Genomic DNA, 21,890 nt, shown 5'->3' on the forward strand with positions numbered 1-21,890 from the left:
ATTCTCAACCAGAACAGATAGTCGAAAATTTGCAAGTTGTAGAAACAGTAGAGTCGATCGAGCATCCTCAACCAGAACAGATAGTCGAAAATTTGCAAGTTGTAGAAACAGTAGAGTCGATCGAGCATTCTCAACCAGAATCCCAACCAGTTGCAGAAACATCAGAGGAAATAAGCGATTTAGAACCTGAAATGCAACCAGTGGCAGATTTTCTGGAAATTGTAGAAAAACAAGAGTTGATCGAGAATCCTCAACCAGAATCGGTTGTCGAAAATCTACTCATTGTCGAAACAGTAGAGTCGAGCCAACCTTCTCAACCAGAACCTGTTGTCGAAAATTTGCTCATTGTTGAAACACAAGAGTCGATCGACTATTCTCAACCAGAACCTGTTGTCGAAAATTTGCTCATTGTTGAAACAGTAGAGTCGATCGAGCATTCTCAAGCCGAACCGATTGTCCAAAATCTGCAAGTTTCAGAAACCGTAGAGTCGATCGAACATCCTCAACTAGAACCGATTGTCGAAAATCTGCTGATTGTTCAAATGGTAGAGTCGATCGAACTTTCTCAACCAGAACCCGAACCGATTTTAGATGCACCAAAGTCGATCGAACTTTCTCAACCAGAACCCGAACCGATTTTAGATGCACCAAAGTCGATCGAACCTTCTCAGCCAGAACCCGAACCGATTGTAGATGCACAAAAGTCGAGCCAACCTTCTCAGCCAGAACCCGAACCGATTGTAGATGCACCAAAGTCGAGCCAACCTTCTCAACCAGAATCCCAACCAGTTGTAGATGCACCAAAGTCGAGCCAACCTTCTCAACCAGAATCCCAACCAGTTGTAAAAAATCGGCCACTTAAAAAAAAGCCACAACCGAGTAGCGATTCTCAACCAGAACAGCCACCTGTTACCAAAAAGCGACAAATAGAAAGAAAAAAACAGGATAGTGACGGCAGCGAAAAACCACCTGCAGGCGACTCAGAATGAACCGATTACCAAGACCCAATTACCCATTCCCAATTCCTAAATGTTAGTAATGATTAGTAATATTGTCGCAATTTACCGCAAAGAACTACAAAGTTATTTTGCATCGCCATTAGCCTATGCCATCGCAGCAGTCTTTTGGCTAATCACCGGCTACTTTTTAATAGCCATCCTCCTCGCCCCCGACGGGTTAATTCCCCAAATCGGCCAGCGAGACCAAATGGGAATTACCGAACCTCCCATCGACGTAGCTTACGAATTCCTGCAACTATTTCTGCGAATCATGGGTTCCCTTTCACTGTTCGTACTACCCGCACTCTCAATGGGACTTTACGCAGAAGAACGCAAACGCGGAACCTTAGAACTATTAGCCACATCGCCCTTAACAAACTGGGCAGTTGCTACCGGCAAACTCCTCGGAGTTTTAACATTTTATACCACAATGTTGCTGCCCCTGCTGTTCTGCGAGGCGATCGCCCTCAGTTCCTCAACCCCGCCCGTACCCCCCGGAGTTCTTCTGCTAGGGCACGGCGGCTTAATATTACTAGCGGCAGGAGTATTGTCGCTCGGAATGTTTATTTCCTCCCTCACCGACAGCACAATTTTATCCGCCATCCTCACCTTCACTCTAGTATTATTTCTCTGGGTGATCGATGCAGTCGCCGTCAGTATCGGTGGCCCCTTCGGCACAGCACTAGGGCATTTGTCGCTCTTAACGAATTACACCAATCTTGTCAAGGGAGTTTTCGATACCAGCAGTTTAATTATGTTTGCCAGTTACATCATTTTAGGAGTATTTATGACCGCCCAATCCATTGATGCCTTGCGATATCAGCGTTCTTAAAAACATTAGGTAAGGCAGAGACAGAGAAGGTTATTTTTGCCAAAATAAAGAGAAGTAAAGAGCAAAGGGAAGGTTGTTTTTTCCCAGTTAATCATTCTACAAAATACCTCAAACAATGAGATTTATCAATCCCAAAATCGACTTTGCGTTCAAAAAAATATTCGGTTCCAGCGACAGCAAAGACATCCTGATTAATTTTTTAAACGCCATCCTTTATGAAGCACAGCCGGTCATCGAAGACTTAGAAATAATCGACTCCCAACCAGAACCTCAAACTCTCGCAACCCAAGACACACACCTAGATGTCAAAGCCACAATTAACGGTGGGAGAATCGCCCTAGTTGAAATTCAACTGATCAACGTGCCTTCCTTTGGGAACAGAGTTTTGTACAACGCTGCCAAAAGCTACAGCCAGCAATTAACAGGAAAAGAACGCTACGAAAGACTAAAAACAGTAATTTCCTTGAAAATTGCCGACTTTGAAATGTTTGAAAATCAACCAGAATTTTTGTCGCGGTTTGTTTTTCAAGAAAAAGAGCAACAGTTTGAGTGTCCAGATACTGCAATAGAATTAGTATTTATCGAACTGCCAAAATTTAGCAAGGAATTAGCAGAATTAGAAACAACCGCAGAGCAATGGATTTACTTTCTCGAAAAAGCCAGCACTCTGGAGACAGTACCAGAAACACTCAGTGCAGTTCCCGAAATTCAGAAAGCTTTTAGAATTGCCAGCGAGGAAAACTTCACTCAGGAAGAATTAAATGAATTGCAGAAGCAAGAACTGTGGATTCAAGACCAGCAGATTGCCATAGATGTAGCCAGAGAACAGGTGACAAAAACTGCTCAACTATCGTTAATATTGCGTCAGCTAGTGAAGCGTTTAGGCACAATACAACCGGAAACTGAAAATAGCATCCGTCAATTAGGTATACAGGAATTAGAAGAACTAGGAGATGCCGTGCTGGATTTCAACAAGCCGTCAGATTTAACAGCATGGTTGCAGACTAATGCAATATAGAATAACATCCTCGACCCGGAAATTTTCCCCTCAATTATTTACGTTATGAAAATTAGCAAAACAAATTGGAAATACGTTTTTTTGCTGGGCCCCCTCCTCATCGCAGCGGGGGTAACAGCAGCACTTGTATCTGGAGTATGGGACCCCCTGACAGTCGGTTTAGTTATTGCTGGAGCAGTGACGATCGCCCTTTGGCTGCTATATTTGAGTTACGAACAAAGCTTTTGGGGGCAGCGTTCCACTCAAGCCAGCACCAACGCCCTGATTGCTACCCTGGCCGTCTTTGTGATTCTCGGAGTAATTAACTTCATAGCCGTTCGCTATCCCGTCCGCATCGACTTAACCGAAAGCCAACAATTTACCCTTGCCCCGCAGACTCAACAAATACTGCGAAACCTGCAACAAACAGTCAAAGTTTGGGTATTTGACCCCATCCAAAACCCCCAAATTAAAGAATTGCTGCAAAGCTACAAACGCGAGGGAGGCGAAAAGTTCCAATTCGAGTTTGTTGACCCGCAGACGCAACCGGGAAAAGCGCGGGAATTTAGCATTACCAGCATCGGAGAAGTTTATCTGCAATCCGGGGACAAAAAACAAGTTCTGCAAAAAGGCGGCACTGCTTTTGGTAGCGACCCAAATCAAGGTCTTTCAGAGATAAAACTTACCAATGGCTTAGAAGAAATCCTGAGCACTCGCGTTGCTACAGTTTACTTTTTGCAAGGCAAAGGAGCCCGCCCGCTACAGGAAGGTCAAGGCGGAATTCAGCAAGCTGAAAAAGCTTTGAAAGATAAATACTACAACGCCCAAACGCTGAATTTGACCGAACGCAAAGAGGTGCCAGAAGATGCAGATGCTTTAATCGTTCCCGGGCCGGACAAACCGTTTTCCGATACAGAAATTAAAGCACTAAGAGCTTATCTCGATCGCGGCGGCAGTTTATTGTTAATGGTAGACCCGGCAATTGATACGGGATTAGACAAATTGCTGCAAGAATGGGGCGTCAAACTAGACACCCGTTTGGCCATCGATGCTTCAGGAACTGGTCAAAGATTTGGCCTGGGCCCTACGGTTCCCACAGTCAGGCGCTACGGCGAACATCCGATTACTCAAAGTTTTGGCAACGGTATTTCATTTTATCCATTTGCGCGTGCTTTGGAAAACTCGCCAGTAGAAGGGATAGAGGCAAAACCGCTGATTTGGACGAGTCAGGAAAGTTGGGCGGAAAGCGATTTGACGACTAAGAAATTGGAGTTTGATCAAAAGACCGATCGACAAGGCCCGCTATTATTAGGTGTAGCTTTAGTTCGATCGTCCACTGACAGCACTCCCTTAAAGCCCTCCCCTTCACCAACACCAACTTCGCCCTCGCCTTCACCCCAAGCATCGCCGACAACTTCCCCATCGCCGATAGATTCACCATCGCCGACAACTTCGCCATCTCCGACAGATTCACCGTCGCCGACAACTTCGCCATCCCCGACAGATTCACCGTCGCCGACAACTTCGCCATCACCAACAACTTCGCCATCGCCGACAGATTCGCCATCGCCGACAACATCACCATCACCTACAACATCACCATCGCCGACAACTTCACCATCGCCGACAACTTCACCATCACCTACAACATCACCATCGCCGACAACTTCACCAACAGCTTCCCCAATCAGCTATTCGGTGATTCTCTCGCAAGAAGCTACGCCGCCAGCATTACCCACGACTTCGCCAACACCCACAGCATCTCCCACAGCATCTCCCACAGCATCTCCAGAAAGTTCGCCAACACCCACAACCTCTCCCACAGCATCTCCCAGCCCAACGGCAACTCCTTCTGCGCCTTCAACTCCTAGAAAAACATCGCGAATGGTAGTAATTGGCACATCTCAATTTGTGACTAACGGTTGGTTTGACCAACAACTCAATAGCGACGTGTTTCTCAATTCAGTCAGTTGGTTGAGTAAACCAGACCAGCAAAGCTTTTCTATCAGTCCGAAAAAAGCTACCAACCGCCGTATTAACATGACGACCATCCAAGTAGGATTGTTGGTGTTAGCTTGGCTAATGTGGCCTTTACTCGGACTGGGAATTGGCGGCGCTATCTGGTGGAAGAGAAGATAATTTAGTTGACAGTTGTCAGTTGACAGTTGACAGTTGACAGTTGTCAGTTGACAGTTGTCAGTTGACAGTTGTCAGTTGTTATTAATAACAAACTCCCCAATTCCCAATGCCCAATTCCCAATGCCCAATTCCCAATGCCCAATTCTCAGTTATTATGAAGTTGCAGAAAAATACATTAGTATTGATAGCCGTCGCGTTGAGCATGACTGGGTTGGTTGCTTTGTTCGAGATGCAAGTGTCTCCGAAAGAGGAAGCCGCTAAGGAAGAAAAACAGAAAATTTTTGCTTTTAACTCCGATCGCATACAATTCTTTACAGTCAAAACTCCCGAAAAAATATTGACTTTTGAGCGAGTTTATGCTACAAAAGGAGGCAAGTCTAGCTGGGAAATGAAATTGCCAGTGCAAGCACACGCAAGTCAGGCATCGGTGGATTTTTTGCTAGACAGGCTGGCAACAGGAAAGAGCGATCGCACGATTAATACTACTGCAGCTCAACTGCCCGAATTCGGTCTCGACCAACCCCAAGCTACAGTCACAGTAAAGCTGGACAACCAGGAAACTCACCGCCTAGTTTTAGGCAAAACAGACTTTAGCGGCCGCTTCTTGTACGCTCAAGCCAATCCGCCGGAAGCGCCCCCTCAAAATTCCGCCCAAAATTTGCCCGTGCTGCTAGTGCCTTTTGACTTTAAAAATGCCGTCCAGCGACCTTTGTCAGAGTGGAAAAAAGCAGAAGCACCCAAAACAGAGAAACCGCAAAAACCCTCTCCCACGCCAAGTCCTGAGAATAAATAGATGGCCAGTCGCTCTGAGATGTTGCACCATTCTCAATAAGCCTTTTATGAACAGGCAAGATGCCTGTTCCACAAGAAAATTTACTCTTTGTGGAACAGGCATCTTGCCTGTTGCTGACAATGGTGCGCTCTGGGATAGAATTTAAAGAACAAATCCCAAAACCTGTTACATCCAACATTCCTCACCTAAAATACAGAAAAGTCTAAACTTAAACTGTATTTAAGTGGCGTGCATTACCCCCAGGAAAGGGCGAATATGTTTCAGACAGCACTCAACCAAGGTACGACAGCAACGGATACAGCGCTTGACGTTGAACTCCGCAAGGTCTTTAAGGTATTTAACGGCGAAACCGCAGTCCGTGGAGTTGACCTCAACATCCGCCAAGGAGAATTTTTTAGCATCCTCGGGCCCAGTGGCTGCGGCAAGACTACGACGCTGCGCTTAATCGCTGGGTTCGAGACTCCCTCGGCGGGCGAATTGATGATTCGCGGCCAGTCGATGACCAACACTCCAGCTTACCGCCGTCCGGTAAATACTGTGTTTCAAAGCTATGCTTTGTTCGGACACATGAATGTCTGGGACAATATCGCTTTTGGATTGCGGATAAAAAAGCTGGGGAAAGCGGAAATTGAAGAACGGGTACGGGAAGTTTTGGCATTGGTGAAAATGGAATCTTTCGCCAACAGGTTTCCCGGTCAAATGTCGGGCGGCCAGCAGCAGCGAGTGGCTTTGGCGAGAGCTCTGGTAAATCGACCGGCGGTTCTGCTGTTGGACGAGCCCCTGGGTGCTCTGGATTTGAAGTTGCGGAAGCAGATGCAGTTGGAACTGTCGAATTTACATCAAGAATTGGGTTTGACTTTTGTGATGGTGACTCACGACCAAGAAGAGGCGATGAGTCTGTCTGACCGGATTGCGGTGATGCACGAGGGGAGGATTGAGCAAATTGGCTCTCCTGAAGAAATTTATGAGTGCCCGCAGACGGCTTTTGTGGCCGATTTTATTGGGGATACGAATTTGTTTTCTGGTACGGTGGAGTCGATCGACCGATCGACTATCACAGTTCGCACATCAGCCAATCTGAAAATAATCGTTCAGCAGTCGGATATGTGGAATGGTGTCACAGGCGACTCTGTTGTGGTCAGCGTTCGGCCGGAAAAAGTATATTTGAATCTCTACCAGCCGGAAGTGTCAGTCAACTGTTTTGAAGGGCGGCTCAAAAATACTATGTACATGGGCACGCACGTTCATTACGTCGTTGAGTTGGCTTCGGGCGATAAAATTACTGTGCGCCAGCCAAATACTGGCGGTTCTTTCCCAGATCCGCACACGCCGATTTACGCTTATTGGGGAACTACTGATTGTCTTGCTTTGACCGATCGGAATTAGTCTGTTGGCAGTTGGTAGTTGGTAGTTGGTATTAGTCATTAGTCATTAGCCATTAGTCATTTGTTATTTGTTGGTGGTTCGTTCTCCTAACAAATAACATAGGACAATTCCCAATTCCCAATTCCCCAATCTTCAATCTTCAATCTCCAAATCTAAAATCTAAAATCTAAAATCTAAAATCGAACTGTGCCTCCGACTAACTTACCAATTTCCAGGATTTTCCCGGCTAATTCTACACGCCGTCAGTTCCTAAAAAATTCGGCGGCGACAATTTCCGGGTTGGCTGTTTCGAGTTGCGGCTGGCGACTGGCAGACGTACAATCTGCTCCTCCGGTCAAAGGTGATGCCGACCAACTTTTCATCTATACTTGGGCAGGCTATACCGATAACGCTTTGCTCGATCGCTTTGCCGAAAAAACGGGTATTCGCGTGGTTGCAGACGTATTTGACTCCAATGAGGCGATGCTGGCTAGGGTTCAAGCTGGCGGTGGCCGGGCCTACAGCATCATTTACCCGTCTGACTACATGGTGATTCAGATGACGGAACTGGGGCTGTTGAGCCCATTAGACCACTCGATTTTGGGCGGACTCGATCGACTCAAAAAACAGTTCCAAAACCCTGTTTATGACCCAGGAAACCGCTACAGCGTGCCTTTGAGTTGGGGAACCACAGGCTTGATTTACAACAGCGAACAACTCAAAGAAGCTCCTGAAGATTGGGAGTATTTGTGGCAGCACAAACAGGAGTTAGCAAGGCGAATGACGCTGGCAAATGATGTTCGAGAAGTGATGGGTGCTGCGCTGCGGATGTTGGGCTATTCTCTCAATTCTACGAACCAAGAGCAAGTGAAACAAGCTTACGAAAAGTTGGTGGAACTCAAACCGGCGATCGCATCTTTTACCACTGATGCTTGGCGGCCGCAAATGCTGACGGGGGATTTGAAGGTAGCTATGTGTTATTCTTCTGATGCTAATGAGGTAATCCCAGATAATGACAAATTGCGCTATGTTGTGCCAAAAAGTGGTTCTTCTCTGTGGACTGACACTTTAGTAATTCCTAAAGGTGCTCCCAATCCCGAAGCAGCTTATAAGTGGATTAACTTTATGCTGCAAGCGGATGTCGCTGCTTCTTTAGTAGAACGGCTCAGTTTCTCAACTCCTTCGGAAGATGCTTTTAGTTTGCTGACGCCGGAAGTCCGCGAAAATGAAATTCTTTTCCCTTCAGAGGCTACTTTGAAAAATTGCGAAGGTGTTGCTCCGGTAGGAAAATTTATAGACGTGTACGATCGCTATTGGACTAAATTAACCAGCGGCTAATCATCAAACCTAGGGCGGGTTTTACACACAATCTCTGATTCTCAGCCAATATTTACATAAACCCGCCCCCGTCAGCCGATCGCCCAATCTCTCCGTATTATATCCGCGTTAATCCGCGTTCATCAGCGGTTAAAAACTCAAAAAAATTGACTATGGCTGTTTCAACTAGAACTCCCCCTCCTATTCCTCCCAATTCTTCTTTGAAGGCTGAAACTGTTTCCCCGTGGTCTGCGTGGGCTGGGCCACTGGCATTGCTCGGCCCTTCTGCGTTGTTGCTGCTTTTATTATTAGTCATACCAACTTTGGTGATTTTTCAGCTTAGTTTGGTGCCGAATATTAAACCGGGAGATTTGGTGAATCCTTCGGGAATCGGCAATTACCTGCGAGTTTTTGAGCCGCTGAATTTGCAGGTGATGGGTCGATCGCTCTTTTTCGCAACGGGGACTACTATTCTGTGTTTGCTGCTAGGATTTCCCGTGGCTTACTGGATCGCACTCAATGTCTCGAAAAAGTGGCGGAATTTAACTTTGTTAGGCTTTGTGTTGCCTCTGTGGACTTCTTCGCTTTTGCGATCGTATGCTTGGATTACAATTCTGCGTCCTACAGGGGTTCTCAACTCGCTGCTGGCACTTCTAGGCATTCCTCCTCTGGAATTGCTTAATCAAAGTTCCGCAGTTTTAATCGGCATGGCTTACAGTTATTTGCCTTATATCGTGACAATTCTCTACGCTTCTTTGGAAAAGTTAGACCGCAGGTTGTTAGAAGCATCTCAGGATTTGGGTGCGAATCCAGTGGAAACTTTCTGGAAAGTCACAGTACCTCAGACGATGCCGGGAATTGCTGCGGGTTCTTTGCTAGTATTTATTAGCAGTTTGGGCGATTTTGTCGATCCAGAGTTGCTCGGTGGAGCTTCGAGTATGACCGCAGCTCGTTTGATTTACAATCAGTTTTTGGGGGCGACTCAAAATTGGGGGCTGGGTTCGGCTCTGAGTATGGTATTAATCTTTGCAGTGAGTATCGGAATTGCCCTTTTACTCAAATATGGCGATCGTAATGCAATCTAAGTTAGTTGACTGTTGACTGTTGACTGTTCCAATAACCAATAACCAATTACTAATTACCAATTACCAATTACCGATTACCGAGAAATGGAAAAGACAGCCGAAAATCCACAGGAGGAAATACAAGCCGATATGTACTTAAAACCTAAATTTAAGATTTCTTGGCAGGTGATATTTGCCGTTGTGATGTTTTTTTATATGTACCTGCCCATCCTGGTACTCACATTTTACAGCTTTAACAAATCGCGTTTTAGCGCCGGCTGGGAAGGATTTACTTTAGATTGGTACGTTAAATTATTTAGCGATACGCGGATTTTAGTTGCCCTGAGAAACAGTTTAACAGTGGCTGTTTGTGCAGTTGCAATCTCGGCTGTACTTGGCACTTTGATGGCGGTTGGTTTAGCCCGCTACCGCTTTCCTGGCAAGAGTTTATATCAGGGAGTTTCCTACTTGCCGATTATTATTCCAGATATTGCGACCGCAGTTGCTACTCTGGTATTTTTAGCGGCGCTGGCTATTCCTCTGAGTTTGTGGACTATTGTCGCCGCTCACATTGTGTTTTGTCTGGCTTACATCGCCCTAGCTGTTTCTACTAGATTGGCCGATTTAAACCCGTATTTAGAAGAGGCTGCCTTGGATTTGGGTGCAACGCCTGTTGAGGCTTTTATTCAGGTTTTGCTCCCTCAATTAATACCCGGAATTGTTTCAGGTTGTCTGCTGTCTTTTGTCCTCAGCATGGACGATTTTTTGATTGCGAGTTTTACCGCAGGTAGCGGGACTACAACTCTGCCGATGGAAATTTTTAGCCGGATTCGGACTGGAGTAAAACCGGATATTAATGCTTTGAGCGTGCTGTTGATAGTAGGTTCGGGAGGATTGGCGTTTTTAGCGGAATATTTGCGCGGCCGGGGCGAGCAAAAACGGGTTCATTAGGCAGTGGGCAGTTGGCAGTTGACAGTTGGTTATTTGCGAGTTGTTACCAATGCCCCATGCCCCATGCCCCATGCCCTATGCCCCATGCTGCTACTTGGCGGGTAATTTTACCTTAGTTGCTAAGCCTAGTGCTTCCAAGACTTGAATTGTCATCCAAGTGAAGTCAATTTCCCACTTTTCCATCCCGTGACGAGCCGAGTATTGATAAGCATGGTGGTTGTTGTGCCAGCCTTCGCCGTAAGTCAGGACAGCCACCCACCAACAGTTAGTAGAACTATCGTTTGTTTCGTAGGTGCGGTAGCCAAATTTGTGAGTGGCACTGTTAACAAACCACGTGCAGTGATACACCAAAACTAAGCGTACAAAAATTACCCACACTACAAACGGCCAGCCTGCTGCTAAGTAAAGCAAGACGCCAAAGACGATTTGCATCGGGAGAAAGTAGTTTTGCAAAAATTGGTAAAATGGATCGCTCGAAATGTCTTTTGTGCAGCGGGAAATTTCAGCGTGAGCTGGACCTTTATATAGCATCCAGCCGATATGACTCCACCAAAAACCCTTTTGGGCATTGTGAGGGTCTAGCGCATTTTGGTCAGAGTTGGTGTGGTGCAATCGGTGCAGCCCAACCCAATCAATTATTCCTCCTTGACAGGCAAGGGCTCCGCAAAATGCTAGAAAATATTCTACGAATTTTGGTGTCTGAAAACTGCGGTGGGTGAGCATACGATGCCATCCGAGAGTTATTCCCAAACCGCCGGTTATCCAGTGCATGAATACTGTTAAACCAACTGCTGTCCAATTGAAGTTACTGGGTAGCAGTGCGAACAAAGCGCCGATATGAAGTCCTGCTAAACTAATAACGTGCTTCCAATTGTATTGGAGTTTTTCTTGCGTTGCAATTGTCATTCTCTTTTTGATTTCTGATGAGATGCCGAGCTAGATTCACGCATAATAGTTGGGATTGAGCAGTGAACTTTTTTGCTGCACTCTTGCCCAAACTAATAAAGAATCAATGATAGATTTGGGATTAGGATTGAAAAAGATTTACGGTTGTATTCTGAAAATAAAAAATTTGGCTGCCAAACAAAATTTTTTGTTCCCAATTATATTATAACTGATTCTGGTTTTGGTTGGGTCGATCGCACCAGATGATTCGAGCTTACTTCAACCCAACCTATACCGCTGGCAAAAACAGGATGAGGCATTGGTCACGAGCCATTAGTCCAGAACTGATGACCGACAACCCATGACTCATTGCCCATGCTATTTTTCTGCTAATTTCACTTTGGTTGCCAAACCAAGTGCTTGCAGCAGTTGAATTGTCATCCAGGTGAAGTCGATTTCCCACCATTGGAGACCGTGGCGCGCCGAGTATTGAAAGGCGTGGTGGTTATTGTGCCAGCCTTCGCCGTAGGTGAGCAGGGCAACCCACCAGCAGTTGGTAGATCGATCGCCCGACTCGTAGGTGCGGTAGCCAAATTTGTGGGTAGCGCTGTTAACAAGCCAAGTGCAGTGGAACACCACCACGATCCGCATAAACACGCCCCAAACCACGAAAGACCAGCCGCCTAATAAATAAAGCAACACACCGAAGACAACTTGGATGGGGATAAAATATGCTTGGAGAAACTTGTATACTGGGTCGTCGCCGATGTCTTTAGTAAAGCGGGGGATTTCAACTCTGATCGGGAGATCCGAGAGCATCCAGCCCATGTGGCTCCACCAGAAGCCTTGATTGGAATCGTGGGGATCTGTTTCCGTGTCGGAATGTATGTGGTGTAACCGGTGCATTCCTACCCAGTCGATCGGGCCACCTTCACAGGAAAGGGTACCGCAAATAACTAGAAAATACTCTAGCCATTTCGGTGTTTGAAAACTGCGGTGGGTGACGAGGCGGTGATATCCGAGAGTAATTCCTAAACCACCTGTTACCCAATGCAGGAAGACAGCTAGCCCGACCGCAGACCAGCTAAAATTACCCGGCAGCAAAGCAAATAAAGCACCGATGTGCAGAAAGGCCATAAAGCCTACGACAGGCCAATCAGGAGAAGTTTTTTTGGAAGTTGCAATCGTCATGAATATATTATGTTTACAAACTAGGGGCCGCATCTACGCCATAATGAACAGCGCGCACGCAAAGGGTGAGCGAGGTATAGATGAATAGCGTTTCACGGCTACAGGAAGCAGAACAGGCACTCTTTCAGATTTTTTCTGGTATTGACACTACAGTCAAGCAAAATCTTCAACGAGTCTTAAAAGCTTTTCGCAGCCACCGGGTTGGAGTCCACCATTTTGCAGGGGTTACGGGTTACGGCCACGACGATTTAGGTCGGGAGACTTTGGACGGGGTGTTTGCCGAAGTGGTAGGGGCCCAGGCCGCGGCTGTCCGGGTACAGTTTGTTTCGGGTACTCACGCGATCGCCTGTGCTCTTTTTGGCATCCTGCGTCCTGGTGATGAAATGTTGGCAGTGGCTGGTTCTCCCTACGATACTTTAGAAGAAGTGATCGGCTTGCGGGGGCAAGGTCAAGGTTCACTGCTTGAGTTTGGCATTAGTTACCGTGAGTTGCCTCTAACTCGCGAAGGAAGTTTGGATTGGCAGGCACTGAGCTCTACTATTTCAGCAAAGACTCGCCTGGTTTTTATCCAGCGCTCTTGCGGCTATTCTTGGCGGTCGAGTTTGTCTATTTCTGAGATTGAAAAAATCGTCGCCATAGTCAAACATCAGAATCCTAACACAATTTGCTTTGTTGATAATTGTTACGGAGAGTTTGTTGATGATTGCGAACCTACTGCTGTGGGTGCGGATCTGATGGCGGGTTCTTTGATCAAAAATCCGGGGGGTACGATCGTCCCTGCGGGCGGTTACGTTGCTGGGAGGGCTGATTTAGTAGAGGCGGCAACTTGTCGCTTGACGGCGCCGGGAATCGGTAGCAGCGGCGGCGCAACTTTTGATTTGAATCGGTTGCTGTTTCAGGGTTTGTTTATGGCTCCGGGTTGTGTGGGGGAGGCGATGAAGGGCAATCATTTGACGGCTTATGTTTTTTATAAGTTGGGTTATCGAGTGAATCCTATGCCTTTGGCTAGAAGACGAGATGTGATTCAGGCGATCGAATTCGGTTCTGCTGATAAGTTAATTGCTTTTTGTCGCGCCGTTCAGCAAAATTCTCCCGTTGGCTCCTATTTAGATCCCGTGCCGGCTCCGATGCACGGGTATGAAAGTCAGTTAGTGATGGCTGGGGGCACTTTTATTGATGGGAGTACGTCGGAGTTTTCTGCTGACGGGCCTCTGCGGGAGCCTTACGTGGCTTTTTGTCAGGGGGGAACTCATTGGACTCATGTATCGATCGCCTTGGAGGATGCGATCGAGGCTGTGGGCCCAGCTAAGTAAGTTGTAGGGCGGTGCCTCTTGGGGTAGGGGGGATCTTTGTTCTTCCCTGACTTTTGAATTAAAGAGTAGATTTTTTGCAAGAATCTGAGGATTTTTAACCGCAGATGCACGCAGATTGACGCTGATGTTGGATTTTCAGATTGTGTAGGTTGGGTTTAGCGAAAGCAAAACCCAACAACTACAAAACTCTCAAAGTGTTTCTTCAAGTTTGCGCTGCCGCATTAGGAGAAATAAAGGCAAACCCAGGGAAACACCCACCAGTAAGTTACTGGCAATATAAATCCACAAGTTTTTCATTTTTAGACGCGAGCCTTCGCTAAATACAAAAGTACCAAAAACCAGGGATGACACTATTACATCCATGCCGAAAAAGCCGGAAATTTGATTGGCAAACAACTCACCGAAAAAAGCCTTAATATTCAACCCTTCTTCTAAAAGAAACGGGACAAACTGGGAGTAGGGCAAAGCAGTGCCTAGAATACAGAAAATTAAGTAGGCAATTTTCAACATTTTTAAACCTCCACTTTGTTAATTAAAAATCGCTGTATTTGGGAGTTTACTCAGCATTGCTGAGTGCTGGAATATCGCCTTGCATAATTATGCTGACATTGCGCGAAATTTTGTCGATTTCCCAATCCCACCACCTAATTTCTAATAGTTGTGCAACTTGAGCATTGCTGAAACGCTGTTTGATGGGATGGGCGGGGTTTCCACCGACAACGGTGTAAGCGGGAATGTCTCTTACTATAACGGATTTGGCGGCAATGACGGCACCGTCGCCGATTTTGACTCCGGGCATAATCAGGGATTCATAGCCGATCCAAACATCATTGCCAATGACGGTATCGCCTTTACTCGGCAGTTCCATTAATAAATTCATCGCTGTTTCCCAACCATTCCCAAAAACAGGAAAAGGATAAGTTGAAATGCCGTCTAGTTTGTGATTTGCACCGTTCATAATGAATTTGACGTTGGTGGCGATCGCACAAAATTTTCCAATAATTAATCGGTCGTTTCCGTAGTTATAAAGTACATTTTTTTCAAAGTTTTCTGGATCTATGGGATCGTCGTAATATGAGTAATCGCCGACGATAATGTTGGGGGATTTAATAAAGTTTTTGAGGAAGCATACGCGCCGTTGGTCGGGCATCGGATAGGGTCGGTTTGGATCGGGCCCAATTTCTCTCATAAGTTTCAAGCCTTATTCGTTAAGCTGCTGGATTGATGTACTGTTAATTCGAGTTAAGTTTGCTTTTGCTTCAATAACATAGAGGAAGAGAGTTTGTCAAGGGAGTGGGCGAGAATTTTTGGTCGATCGCCCTGCAAGAAATGAGACAAAATGGTAAAATCCAACATCCATCCGCGTTCTGAAGGGGTTAAAAACCCCAAATTAATATTAAAGAAGCGATCGCAGTGAGATAATTTATGAGAGTACGAACCTACGAAATCGGTGATACCCAACAAATTGTAAAACTGTTTTACGACACCATACACGAAGTAAACATCCGCGATTACACACAAGCACAAGTAGATGCTTGGGCTCCAGCCGATATCGATATCGAAAGTTGGACTAAAAGTTTAAGCAGTAAATTTACTTTCGTAGCAGAAGAGGGTGAGAAAATTGCAGGTTTTGGGGAATTAGAAGCAAGCGGCCATATCGATTGCTTTTTCTGTCATCAAGATTTTCAAAGGCAAGGAGTCGGCAGGCTAATTTTAAAACAAATTGAGTCAAAAGCCCAAGACTTAGGAATTAACAAGTTATTTGCCGAAGTCAGCATTACAGCTCGACCTTTTTTTGAAAGCCAGGGATTTATTGTGATTAGAAAACAAGAAGTAGAATGCAGAGGACAAAAATTAATCAACTTTGTCATGGAAAAAAATATATAAACAACGAGTTGTGTAAAATTAGATCGAAGAGTTTTACTCAGGAGTTGCGATGGTGACGGAAGCTACAAATGTGCTGGGCGGAAAGTTAGAGACTTGCTGCACTTCGCCAATGACAGGATATTATCGGGACGGCAAATGCAATACAGGTGGTGGCGACTTTGGGGCTCACACTGTTTGTGCTCAACTGACAGAAGAGTTTTTGCAATTCACTAAATCGAACGGAAATGATTTGAGCACTCCGGTTCCTGAATTTAACTTTCCCGGTTTGAAGCCTGGGGATTGTTGGTGTTTGTGCGCCTCTCGGTGGAAGGAAGCAATGGATGCGGGATGTGCGCCGCTTGTGGTTTTGGGTGCGACTCACGCCCTGACTTTGGAATACGTTTCTTTGGATGAATTGAAGCAGCATGCTGCTGATTTGTAGGAAGGGAGGTGCGATCGCTTTTAGTCAATAAGGGCGATCGGGTTTTTCTCAGGAATAGCAAATTTATCCTTCGTAACAGAAATATTTAAGTGCGATCGGGCGTCACTGTAAACTTTTATGGTTTAGTTTGTGGTTCCCACTTACAGATAGACTCTGGCTTGAGAGGGCAAGTTTTAGGGGCGATCGGATTTCCGCTGAGGTAGAGTTCAGTCAGTTTAGTGAAAGATGCTAGCGGTTTGATATCAACGATTTGATTGTTTTCCAGTGAGAGCAAAGTCAGATTAGTCAAGGATGCTAGCGGTTTGATATCAACGATTTGATTGTTGTTGAGCCAGAGAATCTCCAGTTTAGTCAAGAATACTAGCGGTTTAAGGTCAGCGATCTCATTCTTGTTAAGTGATAGCCCTTCCAGATTTGTCAAGGATGCTAGCGGTTTGATATCACCGATTTGATTGCTGCTGAGGTTAATTCCTTCCAGGTTAGTCAAGGATGCTAGTGATTTGATGTCACTAATCTGATTGCTACTGAGCTCGATAAAAGTCAGTTGCATCAAAGATGCTAGCGGTTTGATGTCACTAATTTGATTGCTGCTGAGATCAATCTTAGCCAGGTTAGTCAAAGATGCTAGTGGCTTGATGTCGTCAATCTGATTGCTGCGGAGGAAAAGCTCTTTCAGGTTAGTCAAGGATGCTAGCGGTTTGATGTCATCGATCTGATTTTCGATGAGGACGATTCCCGTCAGGTTAGTCAAGGATGCTAGGGGTTTGATGTCGCGGATCTGATTGTTCCCGATGTTGAGCACTTTCAGGTTAACCAAGGATGCTAGCGGTTTGATGTCAACGATCTGATTGCTGCTGAGGTTGAGCAAAGTCAGGTTAGTCAAGGATGCTAGGGGTTTGATGTCGCTGATAGAACAGTTGATGAGCCGGAGAACGTTCAGGTTAGTTAAGGATGCTAGCGGTTTGATGTCGCTGATTTTTTGGTCCGTAAAGCTAATTCCTGTGATACTAGAAAGTTGGCGATCGGCCTCATCGCACTCAGTAGTTCCTGCTATTTTTAACAGCATATCAACAGTATGTTTAGCTTCTGGACTCAAAGAATCTTTTTCGCGACACCATTCAGCAAATGTTTTGTTTCCCGATCGCGTTTCTGCTGCTGGTTTCGCCGACACTCCATTTCCAGATAATGCTAGAAGCACACAACAAGTAACTGCGATCGACTTTTGTAACTTCATGTGTTTGTGTGCAACTATAAGTGTCATAATCTTGTACCTCTAATTTCCTAAACGCTAAAGTTTTATTGTAGGTAGTGGTTCCCACTTACAGATAGACTCTGGTTTGAGCGGGCAAGTTTTGGGAGCGATCGGATTTCCGCTGAGGTAGAGACCGGTCAGTTTAGTCAAAGATTCAAGCGGTTTGATGTCCCTGAGAAGATTTTTTTCGAGGCTGAGCGAAGTCAGGTTAGTCAAGGATTCTAGCGGTTTGATGTCGCTGATTTGATTGTTGATGAGCAGGAGAAAAGTCAGGTTAGTCAAGGATTTTAGCGGTTTGATGTCGCTGATAAGATTGTCGCTAAGGCCGAGATGTGTCAGGTTAGTCAAGGATTTTAGCGGTTTGATGTCGCTGATTCGATTGTTGTGGAGGAAGAGATTGGTGAGGTTAGTCAAGGATTGTAGGGGTTTGATGTCGCTGATTCGATTGTTGTCGAGGAAGATCGCAGTCAGGTTAGTCAAGGATTCTAGCGGTTTGATGTCGCTGATTTGATTGTCGATGAGGACGAGAAAATTCAGGTTAGTCAAGGATTCTAGCGGTTTGATGTCGCTGATTTGATTGTTTTCGAGCTCGAGCCAATTCAGGTTTGTCAAGGATTCTAGCGGTTTGATGTCCCTGATGTTATTGTTTCGGAGGTCGAGGTATGCGCGACTCGAAAGTTTCAGATTAGCCGCATCGCACTCAGTAGTCTCTGCTTTCTGCAACAGCACCTCAACAGTATGTTTAGCTTCAGGACTCAAACCAGCTTTTTGGCGACACCAATCGGCAAATGTTCGTCTACTGTTTCCCGATCGCACTTCTGCTGCTGCTTTCCCCGACACTCCATTTCCAGATAGTGCTAGAAGCACACAACAAGCAAGTGCGATCGACTTTGGTAACTTCATGTGTTTGTGTGCAACTATGAGTGTCATAATCTTCTACCTCTAATTTCCCCACTGTATAAAACAAAGACACTGCCTTACCGTGTCCCTGCAAAACATCTATTACAAACTCTCTTAATCACCTCACTCAGGCAACTTATACTAATTTTTATGTGCGTCATTTTGCCGGATATTCTGTGCCGAGCGAGGATATTTCCACGCTCTGCACCCACTCAACTAATTGATATCAACTCCCACCAAATCTGCCACAACTTTCTCCAATCCACTTATCACCTTCGCCGTCCGTTCCCAGTCAACCTTATCGGGTGTATCTTGCGCCGTGTGATAGTAAGGATAGCGATAGGGAGCAGTATCTGTCACCATCAGCCCTGGATAACCATGTTGCCAAAAAGACCATTGATCAGACCAACCAACACCAGGAATGCCACCCGGAATTGCTGCACCTTCCGAGGGAAATTCAGCATGGCGACGGAAAGATGCGATCGCCTCTCTAACCAATTTACTGGAGGATGTATTGCCAATAAATCCGATAAAATTTCCCGATGTAGGATAAAAAAGGTTTAATGGTGCTGGATATTTCTGACTGTTTTTGGCATCAGAGTAATAACCAATTGTTTCTAAACTGAGCATAGAAACAATTTTTTCGTTACGCTCTCTGCATCTTTTCGCATAAACCAAACTCCCCATATCAGCAGTCCAGAAAAAAGGCGGTTCCTCATTCACAAACTCAACAAAACGCACAGTCTTTTCAGGCTTTTTACCTGCAAAAATTCTCGCTAAAGCCAGCACTCCCGCCGCCCCAGTTGCGTTATCATTTGCCCCTGGACTCCCCACCACAGAATCATAATGTGCCCCAATTACAACTATTTCATCTGCCTTTTTACCCCCTGGAATCTCCACTTCTATGTTATAATAAAATTTATCATCAATTTTATATCCTTGTCGTTCAACTTTATAGCCAGCAGCTTGAAAAGATGCTTCGAGAAAGTCAGCAGCTTCTCCAAGTTTTTGATATTGTATAAAGTTGCGCTCTCCGATTTCACCAGCGAGCTTTTCCACATCGCGCTGTAAATCATCTCGGAGCGATATTTCCTGTGCTGTTAAAGGGGGAATTGTCCCGCTGTAGCTTTTCCCTGGCATTGCAATCATACTCAACCATATCCCACTAATTAGAGTAATTAAGATCGTACTAAGGATAGCCAGTCTAGTTAACGTTCTGCGATTCCATAATTCGATTGTTCCCAAGTGCATTTGTTTTCTATCTTTTGCTATCCTTGAGTATTAGAGTGCGTCAATTAGCGTTATTTTTTCAAGAATCCAACAACTCCTGACTGACGCACCCTACAAGTTTACACATCGGGCAACTTATACTGCGCGACAATCCGCTTAGCATATTCCGGCACATGAGCCTCTAATTTCTCCGGGTAATTGCGCTTCACGTACAGATAATTGCGAGTGAAATGAGAATCAATCGAAAACCGAGCATATTCCAAACCCTTCGGCCCAATTCTCTCAATAAAAACTCCCATTAACTTCGCCGCCCACATCGGCAAAGTCACTCCTTTTTCATAAGCAGGAATGCTTTGCTGAACCGCCTCTTTTCTGTTTCCCTGAGACATCACCGGCTGAGTATTTAGCTGATCCGTTACCAACTCTAACATTTCTTGCCCGGTGTCATTTCGCACCACAATCCACTGCCAGCCAAAGGGTGCGCCCATGTAGCCCACAACTAAATCTGCTAAAGAATTGACATAATCAAAACAGCTCAAACAAGAAGGAGCAAAAACATCTTTCAATTCCTTAGTATTCAAGCCAAAAAACGGCACTTTTTCTTCTGAACCATCTTCGTGTTTGAAGTGAACGTTAAAGTCTTGCATAAACTCGTAAGAAACCACCGTTTCAGGAGAGCGGCTAGTCGTGTCTAGGAATTTCTGCAAGCCGGCGCGGCTGACATTATCGACACAGGGAGTTCCCAAAACGTAGAGCTTTTCTAAACCGAGTTTTTTCTCAACTGTTCGCAAAGCTTGAATTTGACAGCCGACGCCAATTACTAACAGCCGCTTCATCCCCGATTTTTCGATTTGTTCTAATACTGAAAGATTGGGGGAGAGAGTTGGTTTGTTGACTTTTGCTGCGAGAATCTCTTCACGATTTCTAGCAATTATCGGCATCGGTTGAAAGCGGTCTTCTTTAGTATTTTGGACGCAAACAACGCCTTCTACAATTCCTTTTTCGAGCATTTCAATCGCAATTGTGCTGACGATCCCCGTCCACTGAGCGCCCTCGATCGGCTCTTTTTTCCGAGCCGCCATCATGTTTTGACTGACTCCGAAATACCAGTCGTCAGGATTGTCGAGATTGCGCGATCGCCCGTGAATCTCTGCTTCTAATTCTGCAATATGCTGTGTTAAGAAAGCACAAGATTCCTTGACATAATGGATGTAATATGTGTCGCACAAACCGCACTCGCTGCAAAGTTCTTTAGCGGGGCGACGGCTACCGGGTTTGAGGGCTTTGGATTTTTGGTGTTTAGTAGAATCTGTTGCGGTCATCTAAATTGCTAATTTTATCGAGATATGGCTTTTGTTAGGATATCACAGCAATTTCCCTTGATTTACCTCCTTTATTCTTTTTTTTAGTCCTCGCAGGCGGACGCAAGTTTGTACGGGAGCAAATTCGGTTCGCCCGAAATTGGTGGTTTTCACAAGTTAAAAAATATTAGTCAGGACTTACCTAGGTTGCGCTAGAAACCGGGTTTCTTCCTGAATACCTGACTGTTAAACCTAAGATTTATGCTAAAAACCGGGTTTGTTTGTGTAGTTTTGGTAAAAAAATTCGGTTTCAGAGGATCGCCGTGCGTCCAGGAGTGTGTGTCTAAGTCCTATTAGTATCCATCCGGATCGAGGGGGCGATCGCACGAATACATTGCCAAATAAAGCTATAAAAAAATGGTAAAAATATTTGTGACAACAGCCCTCGCTGGCATCATGATGAATCTTGCAATTTCGAGCTTAGGATTTGCTGCTTTAGTTCGTCCGGTTCCTGCTATGAATCAAACTGTTGCGACTCTAGAAAGAATTCTCAGCGCGACACAAAAGCCGGCGGCGCTGAACTATTCGCGCCTGGGGATTGGCGGCGTTCGGTTGGGGATGTCTGTAGAAGAGGCAAAACGTAACTTGGGAAAACCGCAGCGCGACGAAACTAAACCTGCTGGATCTGGCATCGGCGGCAAGATTCGCACGCTAACCTACTCAGGATTGACGGTAGCAGCATGGGAGGGAAAAGTTTATTTAGTTTCTACTACCAATCCCAAGTTTCTGACAATTGATGGTGTGAAGCTAGGAGATAACAGCCAAAAAGTCGTTAAAACTTACGGTTACGGGTCGCAATCTGTTAAAAGTGGAGTGACTCGCTTGACTTACAGCAATGACCAAAAGGCTTCTAATTTGATTGTGGAAATTAAGGGCGATCGCGTGCAAAAAATTATTGTGAGCACGCAGCTAAACTGAAACCCACATTCCGCAGATGTGTGTGGAATTTTTTTATCAGTTGTGAAAAGTTGGAGTCAAAAAGTTTTTCCGTTTA

At 45.4% G+C, this 21,890-nt stretch carries 21 protein-coding genes and 1 pseudogene; 14 read left to right on the plus strand and 8 right to left on the minus strand.

Annotated features, from left to right (window positions below; all coding sequences use genetic code 11):
* From QT979_RS09770 to QT979_RS09815, 10 genes and pseudogenes are all read left to right on the plus strand, one after another.
* Nucleotides 1-989 (plus strand): annotated as a pseudogene (locus QT979_RS09770) (hypothetical protein); the annotation flags it as partial.
* Between the two features lie 40 nt (nucleotides 990-1,029).
* On the plus strand, nucleotides 1,030-1,830 hold the full coding sequence (locus tag QT979_RS09775) for an ABC transporter permease (RefSeq protein WP_333309476.1): 801 nt from the start codon (nucleotides 1,030-1,032) through the stop codon (nucleotides 1,828-1,830).
* A 115-nt stretch (nucleotides 1,831-1,945) separates the two neighbouring features.
* Nucleotides 1,946-2,848 (plus strand): Rpn family recombination-promoting nuclease/putative transposase, encoded by a 903-nt coding sequence (locus QT979_RS09780; protein WP_333216163.1) that lies wholly within the window; start codon nucleotides 1,946-1,948, stop codon nucleotides 2,846-2,848.
* 45 nt (nucleotides 2,849-2,893) lie between these two features.
* The gene (locus tag QT979_RS09785; RefSeq protein WP_333309479.1) at nucleotides 2,894-4,966 is read left to right on the plus strand and encodes a Gldg family protein; all 2,073 of its coding nucleotides are present in this window, start codon (nucleotides 2,894-2,896) and stop codon (nucleotides 4,964-4,966) included.
* A 106-nt stretch (nucleotides 4,967-5,072) separates the two neighbouring features.
* Entirely contained in the window at nucleotides 5,073-5,759 is a 687-nt protein-coding gene (locus tag QT979_RS09790; RefSeq protein WP_333309481.1) for a DUF4340 domain-containing protein, read from the plus strand.
* A gap of 59 nt (nucleotides 5,760-5,818) precedes the next feature.
* Nucleotides 5,819-5,965: a hypothetical protein gene (locus tag QT979_RS09795; protein ID WP_333309484.1), complete on the plus strand. Its 147-nt coding sequence runs from the start codon at nucleotides 5,819-5,821 to the stop codon at nucleotides 5,963-5,965.
* Nucleotides 5,966-6,014: 49 nt separating this feature from the next.
* Nucleotides 6,015-7,145: an ABC transporter ATP-binding protein gene (locus tag QT979_RS09800; protein WP_333309487.1), complete on the plus strand. Its 1,131-nt coding sequence runs from the start codon at nucleotides 6,015-6,017 to the stop codon at nucleotides 7,143-7,145.
* A 186-nt stretch (nucleotides 7,146-7,331) separates the two neighbouring features.
* On the plus strand, nucleotides 7,332-8,462 hold the full coding sequence (locus tag QT979_RS09805; RefSeq protein ID WP_333216157.1) for a spermidine/putrescine ABC transporter substrate-binding protein: 1,131 nt from the start codon (nucleotides 7,332-7,334) through the stop codon (nucleotides 8,460-8,462).
* A 152-nt stretch (nucleotides 8,463-8,614) separates the two neighbouring features.
* Nucleotides 8,615-9,526, plus strand: coding sequence for an ABC transporter permease (locus tag QT979_RS09810; RefSeq protein WP_333309489.1), 912 nt, complete (start codon nucleotides 8,615-8,617; stop codon nucleotides 9,524-9,526).
* An 84-nt stretch (nucleotides 9,527-9,610) separates the two neighbouring features.
* The gene (locus QT979_RS09815) at nucleotides 9,611-10,456 is read left to right on the plus strand and encodes an ABC transporter permease (RefSeq protein ID WP_333216154.1); all 846 of its coding nucleotides are present in this window, start codon (nucleotides 9,611-9,613) and stop codon (nucleotides 10,454-10,456) included.
* A 90-nt stretch (nucleotides 10,457-10,546) separates the two neighbouring features.
* Here the strand turns inward: QT979_RS09815 and QT979_RS09820 are convergent, their stop codons facing one another.
* A complete protein-coding gene (locus QT979_RS09820; RefSeq protein WP_333216152.1) occupies nucleotides 10,547-11,362 on the minus strand; it encodes a fatty acid desaturase in 816 nt (271 codons plus the stop codon).
* Between the two features lie 357 nt (nucleotides 11,363-11,719).
* The gene (locus tag QT979_RS09825; protein WP_333216150.1) at nucleotides 11,720-12,532 is read right to left on the minus strand and encodes an acyl-CoA desaturase; all 813 of its coding nucleotides are present in this window, start codon (nucleotides 12,530-12,532) and stop codon (nucleotides 11,720-11,722) included.
* 80 nt (nucleotides 12,533-12,612) lie between these two features.
* Between QT979_RS09825 and QT979_RS09830 the strand changes: the two genes are divergently transcribed.
* Nucleotides 12,613-13,845, plus strand: coding sequence for a methionine gamma-lyase family protein (locus QT979_RS09830; protein WP_333041411.1), 1,233 nt, complete (start codon nucleotides 12,613-12,615; stop codon nucleotides 13,843-13,845).
* A 189-nt stretch (nucleotides 13,846-14,034) separates the two neighbouring features.
* On the opposite strand, the gene QT979_RS09835 is transcribed toward QT979_RS09830, so the two are convergent.
* On the minus strand, nucleotides 14,035-14,355 hold the full coding sequence (locus QT979_RS09835; protein ID WP_333216148.1) for a DUF2834 domain-containing protein: 321 nt from the start codon (nucleotides 14,353-14,355) through the stop codon (nucleotides 14,035-14,037).
* 46 nt (nucleotides 14,356-14,401) lie between these two features.
* A complete protein-coding gene (locus QT979_RS09840; protein ID WP_333309494.1) occupies nucleotides 14,402-15,034 on the minus strand; it encodes a Vat family streptogramin A O-acetyltransferase in 633 nt (210 codons plus the stop codon).
* Nucleotides 15,035-15,270: 236 nt separating this feature from the next.
* Between QT979_RS09840 and QT979_RS09845 the strand changes: the two genes are divergently transcribed.
* Nucleotides 15,271-15,732, plus strand: a complete 462-nt coding sequence (locus QT979_RS09845) for a GNAT family N-acetyltransferase (RefSeq protein WP_333309496.1) — start codon at nucleotides 15,271-15,273, stop codon at nucleotides 15,730-15,732.
* Nucleotides 15,733-15,781: 49 nt separating this feature from the next.
* The gene (locus QT979_RS09850) at nucleotides 15,782-16,153 is read left to right on the plus strand and encodes a DUF2237 family protein (protein WP_333052718.1); all 372 of its coding nucleotides are present in this window, start codon (nucleotides 15,782-15,784) and stop codon (nucleotides 16,151-16,153) included.
* A gap of 115 nt (nucleotides 16,154-16,268) precedes the next feature.
* Here the strand turns inward: QT979_RS09850 and QT979_RS09855 are convergent, their stop codons facing one another.
* The 4 genes from QT979_RS09855 to QT979_RS09870 form a co-directional block, all read right to left on the minus strand.
* Nucleotides 16,269-17,414: a leucine-rich repeat protein gene (locus QT979_RS09855; protein ID WP_333309499.1), complete on the minus strand. Its 1,146-nt coding sequence runs from the start codon at nucleotides 17,412-17,414 to the stop codon at nucleotides 16,269-16,271.
* Between the two features lie 27 nt (nucleotides 17,415-17,441).
* Nucleotides 17,442-18,335 (minus strand): leucine-rich repeat domain-containing protein, encoded by an 894-nt coding sequence (locus QT979_RS09860; RefSeq protein WP_333309502.1) that lies wholly within the window; start codon nucleotides 18,333-18,335, stop codon nucleotides 17,442-17,444.
* A 186-nt stretch (nucleotides 18,336-18,521) separates the two neighbouring features.
* Nucleotides 18,522-19,556, minus strand: coding sequence for a M28 family peptidase (locus QT979_RS09865; RefSeq protein ID WP_333215951.1), 1,035 nt, complete (start codon nucleotides 19,554-19,556; stop codon nucleotides 18,522-18,524).
* A gap of 98 nt (nucleotides 19,557-19,654) precedes the next feature.
* Nucleotides 19,655-20,857 carry a Coenzyme F420 hydrogenase/dehydrogenase, beta subunit C-terminal domain gene (locus tag QT979_RS09870; protein ID WP_333215953.1) on the minus strand — a complete coding sequence of 401 codons (1,203 nt, stop codon included), beginning with the start codon at nucleotides 20,855-20,857 and terminating at the stop codon, nucleotides 19,655-19,657.
* 396 nt (nucleotides 20,858-21,253) lie between these two features.
* Here QT979_RS09870 and QT979_RS09875 point away from each other — a divergent pair, with 396 nt between their 5' ends.
* On the plus strand, nucleotides 21,254-21,814 hold the full coding sequence (locus QT979_RS09875) for a hypothetical protein (RefSeq protein WP_333215955.1): 561 nt from the start codon (nucleotides 21,254-21,256) through the stop codon (nucleotides 21,812-21,814).
* Nucleotides 21,815-21,890 lie beyond the last annotated feature (76 nt).

Origin of the sequence: Microcoleus sp. w2-18bC1 (genome assembly GCF_036700365.1) — a bacterium.
Taxonomy (GTDB): Bacteria; Cyanobacteriota; Cyanobacteriia; order Cyanobacteriales; family Microcoleaceae; genus Microcoleus.